The following is a 16,473-nucleotide window of genomic DNA, read 5'->3' as shown; positions in this document are numbered from 1 at the left end:
GCGTCCGGGTTTGTCGATTCTTATTAGGTAATTACGAACGTTGATTATACAAATTTTGCATACAAAGCGGCAGTAGACATAATAATTCCTAGTATAACTATAATCGTAAAACCAAAAAAACTCTATCAGTAAATGGCACCATCACGGGTAATCTTCACCGCTTTCGCCCTGTTTTTGCAGCGTCCTGATCCCGCTTCCAAACTTGCAAAAACATAGATAAGGAATGGGGAAAGCCCCATTCCTTATCTATGTTTTTGCTTAAGCATTATACACAAGTCATTCAGAAGCTTGTCCATGTGCAGCAAACTTCAACTTGCAATGTATATCGGGTTAGTCTTTCTTTTTGGCAATTACGAGTACTTTACCTTTGTCCAACTCACTTTCGTAGAAGTCAGCTTCGGCTTCGGTAAAGCCCATCGACACAATTTTGGCCCGGAGTTCATCACCACGTGAGCGGAACAGATTCGCCAAGGAATCAAATACGCCTTCTTCCTTGATGCCAATTTCTTTGGCATCTGCTGTATCGGCAATTCGATCTGTACGATCCTTCTCATGGGCGAGAACAAAGATATGATCAGCAAGGTATCCGGTAATCTGCAATTCTTTCACCGCTTCTACCGCCTGGACTCCGTTTTCTACCACTTTTGCATAAGCTTGCTCATTGGTTGAATTCATCGTTTCCACTCTCCTCTGATTTAATCTTCTGTATCGAGCTACTTAATATATAACCATACTAAATGGGGTTGAAACGATTCGGTAAACACCATTTCTAGGAAACCGAGTCATCAAAAAGATCAATGCCTTCAATCTGCTGAGAGCCTGACTTCATATATACCTTCAGCGCCTGATCTCCACGGAGAAACACTTCTCCATCCTCGGCTACATAATACGGGGTACCGAGAGCCTGATGGATTGCTTCCATATTCAGCTCAATTTTCTTACCGTTTAACATGATGTGATTCTCCGATGCATCGATATGCACATATTGAATAACATCCGTATCTTCACACAAACCAACCTTTACATCATGAAAGTGATATTCAGGACATCCCAGATAAGGATCTTCCTGTTTATTCACTGGCTGGCCCTTCTTGGCCAACAAATCGTCCATGGTATCATCCAGAGAAATGCCATTCAGAGTCCGAAAATGCTGGAAAGTCTCGGATCGATCAACAGCCAGAGTCACCTCTGACGCCTTCTCTTCCATTGCCGTCCATTGCATATCGTGAGCAGCAGGTACCGCTGCCGGTTGAACGGAAAAGGGAGAAATTACGCTAAACATCACAAGCAGTAGTTTCATCATGATTCTCACCCTTTCATCAGGTTCATCACCGCTCTGAAGGCTTCTTCATGGGTTACAAAGCGGTCATGTTACTTGCGCATCCGTTGCCATACATTTGCTGCAACATCAACATACTTCATCCAGTTATTTCCACCCTTAGCTTCACCATTATATGTAGCTTCATAGGATTGGAGGGTGCGATCCGTTGATGTAGCAGGCGGTGCATTTACATGAACCGATTCAGCATGCTTAGTCTGTTCAGCGTTGTTGCGTTTGGTCTGAAATTTCGCCATCAGCGTAGTGGAGACTTGTTTGGCTGCTGCTGTCACTTCATTCAACACTTCTCCCAGATTCTCAACAGATTCCATAACAGGATCAATTTTTTTCATTTTGTGCTGCACATCCACGGTAATATCATTGGCATGCCTTACCGTCTGCTTCACTTCATAACTAAGTTCATCAATGGTTTTCTGTACCTCCTGTAATGTCTGCGAGACATTTTCCAAAGAACCCTGTGCGGATTTCAAGGTACGAATTAAAAAGAAAACCAGTACAGCAAATGCCACTGCAATCAGGGCCACGCTAATTTGATAGATCATAGAAGAACCTCACTTTCCATATGTGCATCAGTTTGTTATTGCTATAGTTACCCGGCGATTTCCCGGACGAAACAATATTATATATCCCTTCATATATGCCTTCGATTGGAAAAAAAACCAATGTTTCAACTGGATAACCCCCGGTTAAAGTTAAACTACACAAGGCGGTGAGGTGAACACAACTCACTGCATAATCAAGTAAACGAAAGGATGAAACCTTATGTTGAAATGGTCTGTATTATTTCTAATCATTGCACTGGTAGCAGGTATTTTTGGATTCTTCGGTATTGTTGAAGCAGCTGCTTCAATCGCGAAAGTACTCTTCTTCATCTTTGTTGTACTGTTCGTAATCTCCCTCATTACGGGACGTAGCCGAATGCGATAACCTCGGCTCTGATCTGACTGATTCATATTAACGAATACATACAAAAGCCAATCGTGCTTCCAAGCCGATTGGCTTTTGTGCGTTCAGGCATAGGTCAACTTTTCTATATTATGTATTGCACTCCCTTCTGCTTTATTCCAATCCGCACTCGTATGAATCCCAAAAAAACAGGACTTTTTTGAGATAGCCAACCCGGTTTTATCCCACCGAAGTATGATATTTACAGGCTTGCTATATACCCACATATGCGCCAGTTGACACTGGAGAATGCAAGAAAATATTGTTATAATTTGTGATTCATAAGGTAGCTCGCTTGGTTACTTTTAACACAGGACAACAAATTACATACCTAACCGAGGAGGAAAAACAAATGAAAAAAATCGTGAGTTTTGCCGCTGCTTTAACGTTGATGGGTTCGATGGCTGCTGCTGCAGGTGCTGAGGAAGCGGTTACCGGAACGGTAACTCCGGAAAAAGGAACAGAAGCCACCACAACAACGACAACAACTCCGGCTGTTGAAGTGAACAAACCTGCTGTAGACACAGTAGAAGGTACTGCTGAGACAGTAACCGGTACAACAACAGACACTACAGGTGCAGAAGGTACTTCGACAACAACTGAAACTCCAGCTACAACTACAGATGATAAAATGTTTGAAGAGCCACTGGTTAAACCAGGCGATGAAGTACTGGCACCTACAATGTTGCTGAACCTGCTGGAGCGCACTTGGTTCTATGATGCACCTAACGGTAAACCAATCGGTGCATTGAGCTCCCAAGTCATTGATACAACAGGTGAAGTGGTTGACGGATTCGACGGTGGCGAATGGGTGCAAGTGTACACTTGGAAAGGCAAAGCGTGGATCCACGTTGCCATTCAGTAACATCGTATAATCGTTCTAACGATAAGTAAAGAGGACAGCGCGCACAATCGCGGCTGTCCTCTTTTGATTTTCCCTGCTGTTCACTCCCTGTTCAAGAGTTCCCTGTAGCTTCTTACTTCTTCGGTTCCACATGTACATGCACATGCATGATGTTATGCGATCGCTTTAACCGCTCTTCCACCCGATCACAGATCTGATGGCCTTCAATCAAACTTAAGCCGCCGTCCACTTCAATGACTACATCCACAAGTACATGACTGCCATGCACGCGTGCCTTCACATCCTTAATCATTTCAACACCTGGAACGCGAGCTACCGAGGACCTGAGATCCGTCAACTCCTTCTGATCAAATCCATCGGTAAGACGATGTGTAGAATCCCGAAAAATCTCCCAGGCGGTCTTACAGATCAACAGACCCACAGCAATCGCAGCTACTTTATCCAACCATGGAAGTCCGAACTGCGCACCTATAATTCCAACTGCAGCGCCTATGCTGACCCAGGCATCCGAACGGTTATCTTTCGCCGCTGCCATCAGAGCCTGACTATTAATCTGTTTAGCCAGACGGTGATTGTAACGATACACGCCCAACATCACCAAAGCACAGACTACAGCCACCGCTGCCGCCCACAGGTTTGGAGCAACAAAGGCTCCCTCATACCAGGAGCGAACTGCTTCAACCAATACTTGCAGCCCAACCATAGCCATAATAAATGAAGCCACCAAGGCAGCAACCGTCTCCGCTCTAAAATGGCCATAGGCATGATCCGAATCAGGTGGTTTCTGGGAGATCCGAAGTCCGATTAATACAGCAACAGATGCCACAATATCTGTAAGGTTATTAAAACCATCGGCCAGCAAGGCACTGGATGCAAATACATATCCACAGATCAGCTTAAAAGCAGACAGGACGAGATAGGCTACAATACTAACCCAGGCTCCTCGCTCCCCTTTTCGAATTTCTTCATATGCATTCAAACCGGGCGACACTCCTTTAACGTTTCGTATTACGGTTTTTACATGTTACCAAATGCGGAGCGTGTGGGTCTACAGAAACAGTGTTGCCAGGCCGCATTGCTGTAGGCAAGCCGAAACAAAGTTGCCAGACGGCAGGGCTGTAGTTAATGAGAAAAATTGTTGGCCTGGGTAAAACCAGAGGTTTGGAGCATTTTATCAGGTTGCCCTTGTGGGGCTTTTATAAAACGTATAAAATAGGTACATCCCGTCCAATCTGGACGGCTCACTGTAAGACCGGGAGGGAAATAACGATGAGCGAAAATAACGAACCGAAAAAGGTCAGTTTGCAGGATGCTATACGCCAAAAGCTGGCGCAAAAGAAAGAACAGGCAAATTCCGGTAACCAATCCAGCGCCTACTTTGAAGGCGGACCTAAAGCGATGAAGAGTCAGAACAACAAGAAGCCTAACAATCAACGTCGCCGTACGGGTGGATCCTAGGTCTTAAAGCCGCAGAGAGACTCATTCAATGACAAAAAGAACCGCAAGCCCTCTTCACAGAGGCTTGCGGTTCTTTGGTGTTCCTATAATAATGTGCCGTAGATGGTACTTCGTTTAAGCTTCTACCGGGTACATTTTATTGCGCAGTTCTTTGATTTCATCACTTTCCAGATACTCATCATAGCTCATTTGGCGATCAATGATGCCATTCGGCGTAATTTCGATAATCCGGTTAGCAATCGTTTGAATGAACTGATGGTCATGAGATGTGAACAGCATTGTGCCGTCAAAATCAATCATACCATTGTTCAGCGCTGTGATGGATTCGAGATCCAAGTGGTTTGTAGGCTCATCCAGAATCAATGCGTTAGCACCAGTCTGCATCATTTTCGCCAGCATACAGCGAACTTTCTCGCCCCCGGAGAGTACACTTGCCTTTTTCAAGGATTCCTCACCTGAGAATAGCATACGTCCCAAGAATCCGCGCAGATACGTTTCATCCTGATCTTTGGAATATTGACGGAGCCAATCCACGAGCGTCATGTCTACACCGTCAAAATACTTGGAGTTGTCTTTCGGGAAATAAGCTTGAGTTGTTGTTACACCCCAAGTGTATTCGCCGCTATCCAATTCCGTTTCACCCATAAGAATATCAAACAACAGTGACTTGGCATTCCCGTTCGGACCCACAAATGCGATTTTATCCCCTTTGTTCACGACAAAGCTGATATCATTCAGCATTTTCACACCATCAATGGATTTGCTGATGCGATCTACGGTCAACAATTGTTTACCGGCTTCACGCTCAGGTTTGAAGTTGATAAACGGATATTTACGGTTCGATGGACGAAGGTCATCCAGCGTGATTTTATCGAGTTGTTTCTTCCGGGAAGTCGCCTGCTTTGATTTCGAGGCATTCGCAGAGAAACGTTGAATAAAGGCTTGCAGCTCTTTAATCTTCTCTTCTTTTTTCTTGTTGGCATCACGTTGCAACGCAAGTGCCAATTGGCTGGATTCATACCAGAAGTCATAGTTACCTACGTACAACTGGATTTTACCAAAGTCGATATCCGCAATATGCGTACATACTTTGTTCAGGAAGTGACGGTCATGGGATACCACAATAACAGTACCTTCATAGTCCATCAAGAAGTTCTCAAGCCATTGAATGGATTCGAGATCCAAGTGGTTGGTAGGCTCATCGAGCAACAGGTTGTTTGGACGACCAAACAATGCTTGTGCAAGCAGGACACGAACTTTTTCGTTACCACTTAGTTCATTCATTTTTTTATCGTGCATGTCACGGTCGATACCCAAACCGATCAGGAGTGCCGCTGCATCCGGCTCAGCATCCCATCCATTGAGCTCCGCAAATTCACCTTCAAGCTCACCTGCACGCAGGCCGTCTTCTTCGGTAAAGTCCGCTTTGGCATACAGCGTATCTTTTTCTTTCATAATGGCATAGAGACGACTATGACCCATAATTACCGTTTCGAGAACCGGATACTCATCATATTCAAAGTGGTTTTGCTTCAAAACGGCCATACGTTCGCCCGGGGTGATGTGCACCTCTCCCGAGTTGGCTTCAATCTCACCGGACAAAATTTTCAAAAATGTTGATTTTCCGGCTCCGTTCGCCCCAATCAAGCCGTAACAGTTGCCTGGCGTGAATTTGATATTCACATCTTCAAAAAGTGCACGTTTTCCGTAGCGGAGCGTGATGCCGCTTGTACTGATCATTAAGCATACCATCCTTTATTGGTTAATCTGCATACTGCATGAATAGCAAGTTGCGTAAATCATGGATTCAATATCCCGATGCCTATTCTGGCACCATATTATAACACAAAAAAGCGGCAAATTCGAAAATTGGCCGCTTTTTACTTATTAAAGATTTGGTAAATGTACTGTTCATGCGGGTATATCCCTACATTAACATATTTGGCTCGATTTTGTTAGCCCTGTTTGCTTTTCTCATGCCGGATGCGAAGCGTTTCACCATGACCAAGCACCCGAATCCGCTCTTTACCAATGCCCAGTCGTTCACGTTCGACTTCCAGCCGATCCAGCGCTTCTTTCGGCGTATCATCCGCCAGCTTGAATGTGCCATAGTGCATCGGCACCATAAGCTGGGAGCCGGTTTCAAAGAACCCCTGCAACGCTTCTTCGGGTGTCACGTGCTGGGAAGTCATGAACCATTCCGGATCGTACGCACCAATAGGCATCAAAGTAATACCGATGTCAAAGCGCTCTCCAATCGTTTTGAATCCCTGGAAGTAACCTGTATCGCCCACAAAATACAATACAGGCGGGCCACCCGAATCTTTGGGTGTTTTGTTCTTCCCTGATTCCGCCGTGGATGAATGATCCTGATCGCTCGTTGTTGCAGCACTTTCCGCTGCAGAAGTCGTCGCCAGATGATGCTGTTCCAACACATAACCGCCCCAGTGGGACGTATTGGTATCGAACAGCGTTCGGCGCGTCCAGTGCTGTGCAGGGACAAAGGTTATTTTGACTCCGCCAAGTGTAATATGATCCCACCACTTCATCTCTTGGCATCGATGGAATCCTTTGCGGACCATCTTGCGCTTCAGACCATCGGGTACGATCAGCAACGTCTTGGCCGTAATCAGCTTACGCAAGGAAGCCAGATGCAGATGATCATAGTGGGAATGGGATATCAGAATGACATCCAATGGTGGAATATCCTGAATCGGAATGCCGGGGGCACCGAGCCTTCGTTGAAATCCCATTTTTTCGGCCCACACCGGGTCAGTCACGATGTTCAATCCATAATATTGAATGAAAAAAGTGGAATGACCAATCCAGGTAATACTCGTATCCTCCCGATTGGCATGCAGATAATCGAGTTCAGGCGGATGTTTGGGAACGGTGTAGGAGTAATCCTTCACCTTATTGCGCCGCTGCTCCCTCCATTGCTTGAATTCCTTCAGCGTTTTGTCCGTACTTACATTATCAATGTTGTTATAACGGATTTTAGGCATGAAAGGGCCCTCCTCCCTTCCTCATTTCTTAACAACAGATTACCCCGAATGGGAATGTACGTACCAGTTAATCAATCCTTCGGATTTTTGCATACGGCCAGATATATGAACAAAAACACAATCGCAGCCATAATGATAAGTGGGGGGGCGTACATAATGGTGAATGTCTCAAAAAAACTCAACCCGGTTATGCCGGGTATCCCCGTGACTCCCTCAGTAGATAGTGGATGCAGCAAGGAAGTCATGAGTAAGAACATGTTCAGTAGCATGGACAGACTCATCCTTTCTTTTTACCGGAATTACCACGTACATAATTGGCATCGAACAGGAACAGTTTCATAATCAGCACTAGCGAAGGAATGAGCACGAGCAGCCCCAGGCTGAACGCCGTAATTAGCGCAATGCCCATTGTACGATTCGTAAAGCTGTCATAAATATTAATGTAGGGATACAGGATATACGGAAGGTGAGATCGCCCGTAACCATACCAGGCAAAGGCAAACTGAAGCATGACAGCGATAAAACACCAGCCCAGATATTTGCGTTTCCACACCAACGACACTGCAATGACAAAACAGATAAACGACGCAATGAACATCCATGAAATATTCACCATCTGTTCAAAATGTGCGGGATTCTGTTTGTTAATCTGCAGAAATGCCAGAAAACTCGCAAAGATGGTTGGCAAGCTCCATAACAGTGCATATTCTCGAAGTACCTCAAAGGCCGGCTCATCCCCTGCCCGCTTGGCGTAATAGGACAGAAACATGGCTGAGATATAGAGCACACTGACTAGTGCAAGTAATACAACCGACCAGGTATAGGGATTCGTCAAAAATTCACGCCAGCGAAAAAAAACCTGATCGCCCACCTGCTCAATGATTCCACCTTCGGATATAGCCAAAATGGTTGAAAATACCGCCGGAATGAGCAATCCGGTCGCTCCGTACAGTGCCATGTAGATCCGGCTGTTCTTCCCATGGTTGCCATAGGTATTGTACGCGTAATACACGCCCCGGATGGCAAGCAATACAATGGCCAGCGAACCCGGCACCAGCAAAGCTGTCCCGTAATAAAAGGCGCTGTCCGGATAAAACCCGACCAATCCGACCACAAAAAAAATCAGAAACACATTCGTCACTTCCCACACGGGAGACAGGTAGCGCTGAATGATGTTATGGATTTTGTTCTCATGCCCGGTCAAAATGCTGTAAAAGCTGAAGAACCCGGCGCCAAAATCAATCGAAGCGACAATCAGGTAACCGAACAAAAACGTCCACAATATCGCAATGCCCGCAATTTCGAAGCTCAATGCACAATCCCTCCTTCAAGCCCCAGAGACTCCAGTTCCTTCTCTGCTTCCTTGTTGCGGAACAGCTTGCTGAGTACCCGAATGCACGAGAAACATAGAATCAGATACAGCAAAATGAACAACACCAGCATCCATCCTACCGAAGTTGACGTCGTGGCCGCTTCCGAAACCTTCATATACCCGCGTAAGATCCAAGGCTGCCGGCCAACTTCGGCGAACATCCACCCCAGCTCGATAGCAATCATGGCCAGCGGCCCCAGCAAGACAATGCCGAGCAACAGCCATTTGGGATATGGCTTACGCCCTGGCAACCACCGCCGCAGCACATATAACACAGGAATCATCAGGATAATCACTCCGGTTGTGACCTTCAGGTCAAACATATAATGAATGGACAGTGGCGGCCTCAGGTCCGCAGGAAATTCTTCGAGTCCTTTCACTTCCGTATCGGGACGATTCCCCGCCAAAATGCTGAGTGCATAAGGAATCTCAATCGCGTATTTCACCTCATTGTTCTCATCCAGAATACCGCCATACACAAGCGGTGCCTCTTTCATCGTCTTGAAATGCCATTCTGCGGCAGCCAGCTTCTCCGGCTGGTATTTCGCCAGGAATTTACCCGAGGAGTCGCCGATCATAACGGTACTGATAGCAAATACAAGCGCAGATACCGTCGTGAGTTTCAGTGCTTTTTTGTAATAGACATGATCCCGTCCCCGAAGCAAACTGAAGGCGGCTATCCCCGCCAGGATACCTGCACTCAGGGTATAGGATGAGGCGAGTACATGGGACACCTTGGTTGGTGTTGCCGGATTCAACATGGCTGCAATCGGATGGATGTCCTTCATGATGCCATTAATCAGGGTGAATCCCTGAGGCTGGTTCATAAAGGAGTTCACTGTCGTAATGAAAATCGCGGATGCAGATGAGCCTAGAGCTACCGGAATCAACAGCAGCATATGCGTATATTTCTTTTTGAAACGATCCCACGTATAGAGGTAGATGCCAAGAAATATCGCCTCTATAAAAAAGGCAAACGTCTCCATGAATAGCGGCAGGGCGATGGCCTGACCCGCTACCCGCATAAACATCGGCCACAGCAGACTAAGCTGTAATCCGATCGAGGTGCCTGTAACGACACCAACGGCAACGGTGATGACAAAACCTCGCGCCCATCGGCGTGCCAGCAAGGTGTAATGCATATCATTGGTTCGTAGCCCTCGCCACTCGGCCAAGGCAATCATGAGTGGAACGCCTACACCAATAGAGGCAAAGACAATGTGTACAAACAGGGTAAGACCGGTTAGTATGCGGCTGAGCAAAACAGGGTCCAGAGATGACATGGTTACACTCCTCTTTCACATAATCGTTATGTACAACAGCAGTTCCTCTGCTTGAACGTGTATCTCAATAACTCATGATTCGGATGATGCTTTTCACAACGGCATACAGCACAACCACAGCTGCAACCAGACAGACAATGATGAGTGTTTTCTCTTGTTTACGGAACATATTCCTGCCGTCCTCCTTTTGCATGAGATGCAAATTATGGCTCTATAGACAGTTTGCAAAAGAAGTTGTTTTTTTATCCCGGAAATTGAAAAACAAAAAAAAGCCTTCACCTTATCACGCTTACGCGCTGAAGGGCAAAGGCTCTATACATAGATCTCATACATCAACAATGTTCATAAAATAGGAAATGCATCTCTTCATCCATCATTACATTCAAACCAATACGTCCTGCTTGGGCAATCGTACCTTGAACGTACTTCCCTTGCCCGGTGCAGATATAAAGGTCAGCGTTCCTTTGTGATCCTCCACAATTTTTCGGGAAATGTACAACCCGATTCCTGTTCCACCAATCTGCCGATGATCCGAATTATCCACTCGATAGAATTTGTTGAATAACATGTCCTTCTCTTGCTCCGCAATCCCTATTCCGTAATCACGCACATCAAGACATAACCATTCCTCTTCTTCCCATAACGTAACATCAATCCGATCAGCTCCCGGAGAATACTTGACTGCATTGCCCACCAGATTATGCAGAACCTGAACCATCCTGTTCTGGTCAGCGTAGGCAAAAAAGTCTCCATTAAACGTATGCACATAGATACGTTGGGCGGACTTCATATTCCACTGTTCGGCAACCCCTTCTACCAACTCAACCAGCGGTACATACGTCATATGGTAAGCCATGCCCTCGTTATCGAGGCGCTGAATATCGAGTACGTCATCGAGCAAACTGCTCAGCCGCTTGCCCTCCGAAGCGATGGTCTGCATGAATTCCTGCTGCTGAGCTGCCGGAAGGTCATACATCATCATTAATTCCACATATCCCATAATGGTGGCTACAGGCGTTCGAAGCTCATGAGATACCACACTGATCAGTTCATTCTTCATCCGATCCAGCCGTTCTTCTCCTGTCCGGTCACGGAACACCAATAGAAAACCATGGTTTTTGCCCGGGACATCCATCTGCTTCATATACAGGGAAAATACACTTTTATCCACATTATTAAATATAAATTCGGTCTCAATAAAAGCTGTTTCTCCGTTCAGGAATGCTCTCGTCTGTTCCATCAGGTTGAAGTTGTCTGTTAACACCATCGTATCAATGGCCTGCGCCAAATCTTCAATAGATCTGCCCAGGAAATCACCCAAGCCAAACATCTCTTCTATCCTTCGGTTGACAATGGTTATGGTCCCTGATCGATCAGACATCACGAGCCCTTCCCGTACGGATTCAATGAATTGCTCACTGATATCTCGCTGTTCCTGAATGGCAATCTTTTCATTGAACAACTCCGAGTTGAGCTTCTCCAGCGCAAGAGCATGACGCACACGATCTTCTTCCGCTCTGGTCCGCTCTGTAATATCCTTGATAAACAGGTTGTATAACGTCTCATTTTTGCCGAGCTGAATCTCAACAATTTTGTAATCAATCGGAAAGACGGAACCATCCCGGCGAATTCCCGAAATTTCATCTACGATCGTGTATCTTTTACCTTCCACATATTCGAATCGCTCCAACAATTTCTTGATCTCCATGCAACTTGCCCCTTGGAAAAGAGACGGCGCTTCCTGTTGCAGGATCACTTCTTCCCGGCGCAATCCAAACATTCTTTCGGCTTCCGGATTAAACTCAACAATCAGCCCATTGGAGTCCACAGCGATAATCGCGTCAATAGAGGATTCAATAATGGCACGTTTGACCTCTTCACTGTTCTTGAGTTCCTTGGTCCGCTCTATGACCCTGTCTTCCAGCGTTAGTTTGTCGTGACGAATCTGTTCAAATTGTTCCAGCAGCACATCGGCCATTTTGCGCAAATTACCAATAAGAATCTGTACTTCGGTTACATGGCTGGTTGGCCACTCCAATTTTCCATTGCGAAACAGCAGTCTTGGCAGAGAGCCTGTCATCCTGGTCAGCCTTAACAGCGGGCTAACGACCTTACGGCTGAGCGGAGCCGCTACAATCATTGAAGTCAGGATGATGATAAACAGGGATTGCAGCGTAGTCAGATAAATCGATTCGATTCGGGGGTAATACTTGGACGAGTCGGTTACAATGAACACCCGATAAGGTGTTATTCTTGTCATTTCTGCTTCATAGATAAAAGAGGCTTGTTTCCAATGCTTCAATACATCACTGTAATGGATATTTGCTGAACTCAACAGAATGAGGTTATCTCTCGACTTCAAGAGACTGAATCTGTCCATGTCCAGGTACTCGCCTGCCTGGAGTGTATTCAAACCAGAAGCGACGACGGTATCATCCCGATTCAGCAGAATCACATTCACACCCAGTAGATGGTGATAACGCGCCATATTCTGCTCCATATTCTCGGAGGTAACATACCCTTCATCAAGATCCTGAGTAACCGCACTCGCTGCATATTTCATATCACGTAATATGGCATCATTCATTTGAGTCAATTGTCTGCGGCTATCTGCGGATAAAAGCATGAGAGAAACAAATACCACAAAGGCGACTACGTATTTAAACGCGATTCTTGTGAGAGGAATGGTTCCTGTCCGCTTGGATTTGTGTTCACCCGTGGTGATCCAGAAATCGACTACAATTCCCGCAATCAGCGCATTCACCATACCAATCACGGCAATATACATATACTCATATTTCAAATCGTTTATATTCAAACCCAAAATAAAATGTCCGGCATAGATCGCGGGAAGCAACATGACTACCCAAAAGACAGCATTAGCCTTGATTAAGCTGCCATTTTTCCACCGAATCTGCCAAACGAACATCCAGATCAATTCCATGAAATGGGCAAGCATTATAGATAAATTGTGCGGCTGGAAGCCAACACAGACAGTACTCAGCAGATGAATGACTGTAAGGGTAATAAATCCATAGATGGCCCCATGCAAACGTAGAGCAACGAGTGCTGCCGCACTCCCAATCATAAACTGTACACCATAGAATAAAGTTAACGGAAAAATAGTGCTTAATGATCCCAGAATGATCAGAATGGTGGTCCCAATCCAAGGTATTCTCAGCTTTAATACTACCCAATCCAGCATTTGTCTTGCCTTTATCCGATCCATATGTAGTTGCCCTCATGGATCATTTTTTCTTTAGTTTTCAACAACAACATTGCTTCCCCCTATAAACTTAAGCGGATACAATCTACTTTTTTCCCCTTAAATCGTTCTGATCCATTATACTGTAATTAGTAGTTCATGTAGCTTTGGGAAATTCTGATTGATCGGCAACCTAACCACATCCATGCTAAAATATTGAAGTTCGTTCAAAAATCGTAGTTCTCCTCTACATATACATCCTATATTTTGGGATAGAAACATTAAAAAATTTGCGGTATTTATTCACAATTGAGTTTGTTTTTTTATTATTTTCTTAACATATTATTTTTCACCAGGAGTGTGACCCTATGACGATCAAAGTACTTCTTATAGAAGATGAGAAAAATCTGGCCGACATGATTGCTTTCTTTCTTGAGGAGGAAGGATACATCACTGAACGGGTTCATCATGCCCGCGAGGCACTTCAACTGTTTCCAGAATTCCAACCGGATATTGTTGTCACGGATCTCATGCTTCCTGAAATGGATGGAAATGATCTCGTAGAAGCCTTTCGCCAGCACTCCACTGTACCCATCCTGATGATCTCGGCAAGTACCATGCTGAATGATCGACTTCGCGCATTGCATAATGGTGCGGATGACTTTCTGTGCAAACCATTCAGTTTGAAAGAGTTGGATGCTCGGATTAAAGCACTGCTGCGAAGATCTATTATTTCCTATCAGGATAAACCGGTAAAAGAAGACAAGCAGGCAGAGGTTACTGGACATGTGAATGTGAATGAGTACAGAAGAACCCTGTTTGTGGATGGCATTGAAATCGAGGTCACTCATATTGAGTTTGAGATTATGAAGGAATTGTACCGAAATCCCGGTAAAGTCTTCACCCGTAATGAACTGATGGATCGGATCAAAGGCTCCGAACGCGCCTATCTGGATCGTACCATTGATGTTCATATCTCAAGTCTGCGTAAAAAAATTGAGCCTGACCCCAAGAACCCACGTTATATTAAAACGGTTTGGGGAACAGGCTATAAATACGTGATCTAATTCAATCGCAGTGTTAGGAAGTTAAGAACCTTTGGCCATATCCCTCTCTTATCTCATGGACAAGATGGGCGGTATGGCTATTTGTGATTTATGGGCAGACGACGAATGCAACCACTGTTCCATATCCTTGATGAGATGATCCGGGCTCTGCTCGCTCCAGAGAATCATCTTCATCTCACCTGTGCCTGTAATCTGTTGCAGGTGGCGCTTCCGAATAAGGGATTTGAAATCCGTAATGACAAGTAACGGAATCTGCGGCATAAAGGCACGAATAGCATTTGCTGCTGACACCGCTTCTTCGGCTATCTGATAATCAACAATACAATAACGGGAGTTTTCCCAACTTCCCCGATGTGTTTCTATTGCAGAACCAGAAGTTGATTCCTCAATCCAGTTCTTGAACAATTGAATAATATCCTCATATGCAATACGACGTTTTCCATCCGAGAGCACGGTAATTGGTTCCATAGACATAACCTCCAGTTGATTCTTATCTTATATTGTGCCAACTTACGTTTAAGAATGTTTGTGCGTGAACATGAAAGAAGTGTTAACAAATTTCGTACTTCTTCACATTACGTGTTAGTCGTTACGTCCACTCCACTTGTGGATGATTTCGCAGATTCCACACATTGATGTAAAATAGAGAAATACCCGTGTGATTTAATTTACGGGGAGTGAAGGATGAATCTGGTATTATAGGAGGTTACACTGATGAATATTGTATCCATTGAACCAACACCCAGTCCAAACACGATGATGCTGCATCTCGATGAACGTCTGGAAGACGGAATTCGCAAAACATATACACTGGACAACGAACGGTCCGCTCCGGCGTTCATTCGCCAGATGCTTCATATTCCCGGTGTAAAGAGTGTGTTCCACACGACAGACTTCGTGGCACTTGATCGTAAAGGGAATGCCGACTGGTCCGTTATCCTGGGCGAAGTCCAAAATCGCCTTGGACAACAAGGCATCGATCTTGACTGGATTGAGTCCGAAGATGGTTCAGGCGAACACTTTGGGGAAGCACAGGTATTTGTGCAGTTCTTCCGTGGCGTGCCCATGCAGATCAGGGTCAAAGCTGGTTCCAAGGAAGAACGAATCTCACTGTCCGACCGCTTTGTCAAAGCCGTAACGGAAGTCGCCAGTGCGACGATGATCAAAGAACGCAAACTGAGTGATTACGGCGTTCGATATGGCGAGTTACCGGACATCGCACGTGAAGTCGAGCAGGAATTGGAAGCGGCTTACCCGCCGGAACGGCTGGAGCAGGTTATCCAACAAGCCATTGAACATGGTAGCAAATCCGAAGAGTTCGTCGAGCGCCGTCGCGAATTGGACGGAGCTGAGCTTGAAGAGGCTTTACGGAGTGAAGACTGGAATGTTCGATATGCGGCATTTGACGGCATGGAGCCTACAGCGGAAAGACTTCCACTCGTAGCCCATGCCCTGCATGATAACAAAATGCAGATACGTCGCTTGGCCGTGGTATACCTGGGTGACATTCGTACACCGGAAGCGATGGAACTGCTGTATGAAGCGCTTCAGGACAGTTCTCCTGCGGTACGCCGTACTGCTGGTGACACTTTGTCCGACATCGGTGACCCCGCCGCCACTCCAGCTATGACAGCCACGTTATCCGATAAAAGTAAACTTGTACGCTGGCGTGCAGCACGTTTTCTCTATGAGGTCGGAACTGAAGAAGCAGAGCAAGCGTTGCGAGTTGCAGCTGATGATCCCGAATTCGAAGTCAGCCTACAGGCCAAGATGGCTCTGGAGCGAATCGAATCGGGCGAACAGGCTGCCGGAACGGTATGGCAGCAGATGGCTGGCCGGAACAAGAAAGAGGAATAGTCGTCCCTCAAACCTCACATCCAACAATTGTTATTGCACTGGAAAACCATGCGCGTTATACTGATTGTCTGTTTACT

General features: G+C 45.7%; 15 protein-coding genes. 5 read left to right on the top strand and 10 right to left on the bottom strand.

The genetic code is table 11. The annotated features are described in order from the left end of the window. Positions 1-330 precede the first annotated feature (330 nt). The 3 genes from ACTHPG_RS24860 to ACTHPG_RS24850 form a co-directional block, all read right to left on the bottom strand. The gene (locus tag ACTHPG_RS24860) at positions 331-675 is read right to left on the bottom strand and encodes a general stress protein (protein WP_339305640.1); all 345 of its coding nucleotides are present in this window, start codon (positions 673-675) and stop codon (positions 331-333) included. 94 nt (positions 676-769) lie between these two features. Then, on the bottom strand, positions 770-1,303 hold the full coding sequence (locus tag ACTHPG_RS24855) for a hypothetical protein (RefSeq protein ID WP_440392027.1): 534 nt from the start codon (positions 1,301-1,303) through the stop codon (positions 770-772). 68 nt (positions 1,304-1,371) lie between these two features. Continuing rightward, complete coding sequence (locus ACTHPG_RS24850) at positions 1,372-1,881, bottom strand: DUF948 domain-containing protein (protein WP_440392025.1); 510 nt, start codon at positions 1,879-1,881, stop codon at positions 1,372-1,374. A 220-nt stretch (positions 1,882-2,101) separates the two neighbouring features. Between ACTHPG_RS24850 and ACTHPG_RS24845 the strand changes: the two genes are divergently transcribed. Continuing rightward, positions 2,102-2,266 (top strand): DUF1328 domain-containing protein, encoded by a 165-nt coding sequence (locus ACTHPG_RS24845; RefSeq protein WP_017692264.1) that lies wholly within the window; start codon positions 2,102-2,104, stop codon positions 2,264-2,266. A gap of 370 nt (positions 2,267-2,636) precedes the next feature. Next, positions 2,637-3,149 (top strand): hypothetical protein, encoded by a 513-nt coding sequence (locus ACTHPG_RS24840; protein WP_440392023.1) that lies wholly within the window; start codon positions 2,637-2,639, stop codon positions 3,147-3,149. A 112-nt stretch (positions 3,150-3,261) separates the two neighbouring features. On the opposite strand, the gene ACTHPG_RS24835 is transcribed toward ACTHPG_RS24840, so the two are convergent. Then, a complete protein-coding gene (locus ACTHPG_RS24835) occupies positions 3,262-4,128 on the bottom strand; it encodes a cation diffusion facilitator family transporter (RefSeq protein ID WP_440392022.1) in 867 nt (288 codons plus the stop codon). Positions 4,129-4,418: 290 nt separating this feature from the next. On the opposite strand from ACTHPG_RS24835, the gene ACTHPG_RS24830 reads away from it, so the two are divergent. Continuing rightward, positions 4,419-4,607, top strand: a complete 189-nt coding sequence (locus ACTHPG_RS24830; RefSeq protein ID WP_017692261.1) for a hypothetical protein — start codon at positions 4,419-4,421, stop codon at positions 4,605-4,607. A 114-nt stretch (positions 4,608-4,721) separates the two neighbouring features. Here ACTHPG_RS24830 and ACTHPG_RS24825 read toward each other — a convergent pair whose 3' ends face one another. The 5 genes from ACTHPG_RS24825 to ACTHPG_RS24805 form a co-directional block, all read right to left on the bottom strand. Continuing rightward, on the bottom strand, positions 4,722-6,347 hold the full coding sequence (locus ACTHPG_RS24825; RefSeq protein ID WP_433747183.1) for an ABC-F family ATP-binding cassette domain-containing protein: 1,626 nt from the start codon (positions 6,345-6,347) through the stop codon (positions 4,722-4,724). Positions 6,348-6,562: 215 nt separating this feature from the next. Further along, positions 6,563-7,612 carry an MBL fold metallo-hydrolase gene (locus ACTHPG_RS24820; RefSeq protein ID WP_440392019.1) on the bottom strand — a complete coding sequence of 350 codons (1,050 nt, stop codon included), beginning with the start codon at positions 7,610-7,612 and terminating at the stop codon, positions 6,563-6,565. A gap of 277 nt (positions 7,613-7,889) precedes the next feature. Continuing rightward, positions 7,890-8,924: a cytochrome d ubiquinol oxidase subunit II gene (locus tag ACTHPG_RS24815; protein WP_440392017.1), complete on the bottom strand. Its 1,035-nt coding sequence runs from the start codon at positions 8,922-8,924 to the stop codon at positions 7,890-7,892. Continuing rightward, on the bottom strand, positions 8,921-10,267 hold the full coding sequence (locus tag ACTHPG_RS24810) for a cytochrome ubiquinol oxidase subunit I (protein WP_440392015.1): 1,347 nt from the start codon (positions 10,265-10,267) through the stop codon (positions 8,921-8,923). Before ACTHPG_RS24810 ends, ACTHPG_RS24815 begins: the two co-directional genes overlap by 4 nt. Before the next feature lie 382 nt (positions 10,268-10,649). Continuing rightward, positions 10,650-13,496, bottom strand: coding sequence for an ATP-binding protein (locus ACTHPG_RS24805; protein ID WP_440392013.1), 2,847 nt, complete (start codon positions 13,494-13,496; stop codon positions 10,650-10,652). A gap of 344 nt (positions 13,497-13,840) precedes the next feature. On the opposite strand from ACTHPG_RS24805, the gene ACTHPG_RS24800 reads away from it, so the two are divergent. Continuing rightward, positions 13,841-14,539 carry a response regulator transcription factor gene (locus tag ACTHPG_RS24800; RefSeq protein ID WP_440392011.1) on the top strand — a complete coding sequence of 233 codons (699 nt, stop codon included), beginning with the start codon at positions 13,841-13,843 and terminating at the stop codon, positions 14,537-14,539. Between the two features lie 48 nt (positions 14,540-14,587). Here ACTHPG_RS24800 and ACTHPG_RS24795 read toward each other — a convergent pair whose 3' ends face one another. Then, positions 14,588-15,007: a hypothetical protein gene (locus ACTHPG_RS24795; protein WP_440392009.1), complete on the bottom strand. Its 420-nt coding sequence runs from the start codon at positions 15,005-15,007 to the stop codon at positions 14,588-14,590. A 246-nt stretch (positions 15,008-15,253) separates the two neighbouring features. Here ACTHPG_RS24795 and ACTHPG_RS24790 point away from each other — a divergent pair, with 246 nt between their 5' ends. After that, positions 15,254-16,396: a virulence factor gene (locus tag ACTHPG_RS24790; RefSeq protein WP_440392007.1), complete on the top strand. Its 1,143-nt coding sequence runs from the start codon at positions 15,254-15,256 to the stop codon at positions 16,394-16,396. The last annotated feature ends 77 nt before the right edge of the window (positions 16,397-16,473 follow it).

It is taken from the genome of Paenibacillus sp. SAF-068 (assembly GCF_051967555.1).
Taxonomy (GTDB): Bacteria; Bacillota; Bacilli; order Paenibacillales; family Paenibacillaceae; genus Paenibacillus.
The sequence above is the reverse complement of the archived record's forward strand: the minus strand, read 5'-3'. Positions and strand labels throughout refer to the sequence as shown.

What these genes read in the sequence shown, in the direction of transcription:
- ACTHPG_RS24860 (WP_339305640.1), bottom strand. Translation starts at nt 675, where the DNA reads ATGAATTCAACCAATGAGCAAGCTTATGCAAAAGTGGTAGAAAACGGA.
- ACTHPG_RS24855 (WP_440392027.1), bottom strand. Translation starts at nt 1,303, where the DNA reads ATGATGAAACTACTGCTTGTGATGTTTAGCGTAATTTCTCCCTTTTCC.
- ACTHPG_RS24850 (WP_440392025.1), bottom strand. Translation starts at nt 1,881, where the DNA reads ATGATCTATCAAATTAGCGTGGCCCTGATTGCAGTGGCATTTGCTGTA.
- ACTHPG_RS24845 (WP_017692264.1), top strand. Translation starts at nt 2,102, where the DNA reads ATGTTGAAATGGTCTGTATTATTTCTAATCATTGCACTGGTAGCAGGT.
- ACTHPG_RS24840 (WP_440392023.1), top strand. Translation starts at nt 2,637, where the DNA reads ATGAAAAAAATCGTGAGTTTTGCCGCTGCTTTAACGTTGATGGGTTCG.
- ACTHPG_RS24830 (WP_017692261.1), top strand. Translation starts at nt 4,419, where the DNA reads ATGAGCGAAAATAACGAACCGAAAAAGGTCAGTTTGCAGGATGCTATA.
- ACTHPG_RS24825 (WP_433747183.1), bottom strand. Translation starts at nt 6,347, where the DNA reads ATGATCAGTACAAGCGGCATCACGCTCCGCTACGGAAAACGTGCACTT.
- ACTHPG_RS24820 (WP_440392019.1), bottom strand. Translation starts at nt 7,612, where the DNA reads ATGCCTAAAATCCGTTATAACAACATTGATAATGTAAGTACGGACAAA.
- ACTHPG_RS24810 (WP_440392015.1), bottom strand. Translation starts at nt 10,267, where the DNA reads ATGTCATCTCTGGACCCTGTTTTGCTCAGCCGCATACTAACCGGTCTT.
- ACTHPG_RS24805 (WP_440392013.1), bottom strand. Translation starts at nt 13,496, where the DNA reads ATGGATCGGATAAAGGCAAGACAAATGCTGGATTGGGTAGTATTAAAG.
- ACTHPG_RS24800 (WP_440392011.1), top strand. Translation starts at nt 13,841, where the DNA reads ATGACGATCAAAGTACTTCTTATAGAAGATGAGAAAAATCTGGCCGAC.
- ACTHPG_RS24795 (WP_440392009.1), bottom strand. Translation starts at nt 15,007, where the DNA reads ATGGAACCAATTACCGTGCTCTCGGATGGAAAACGTCGTATTGCATAT.
- ACTHPG_RS24790 (WP_440392007.1), top strand. Translation starts at nt 15,254, where the DNA reads ATGAATATTGTATCCATTGAACCAACACCCAGTCCAAACACGATGATG.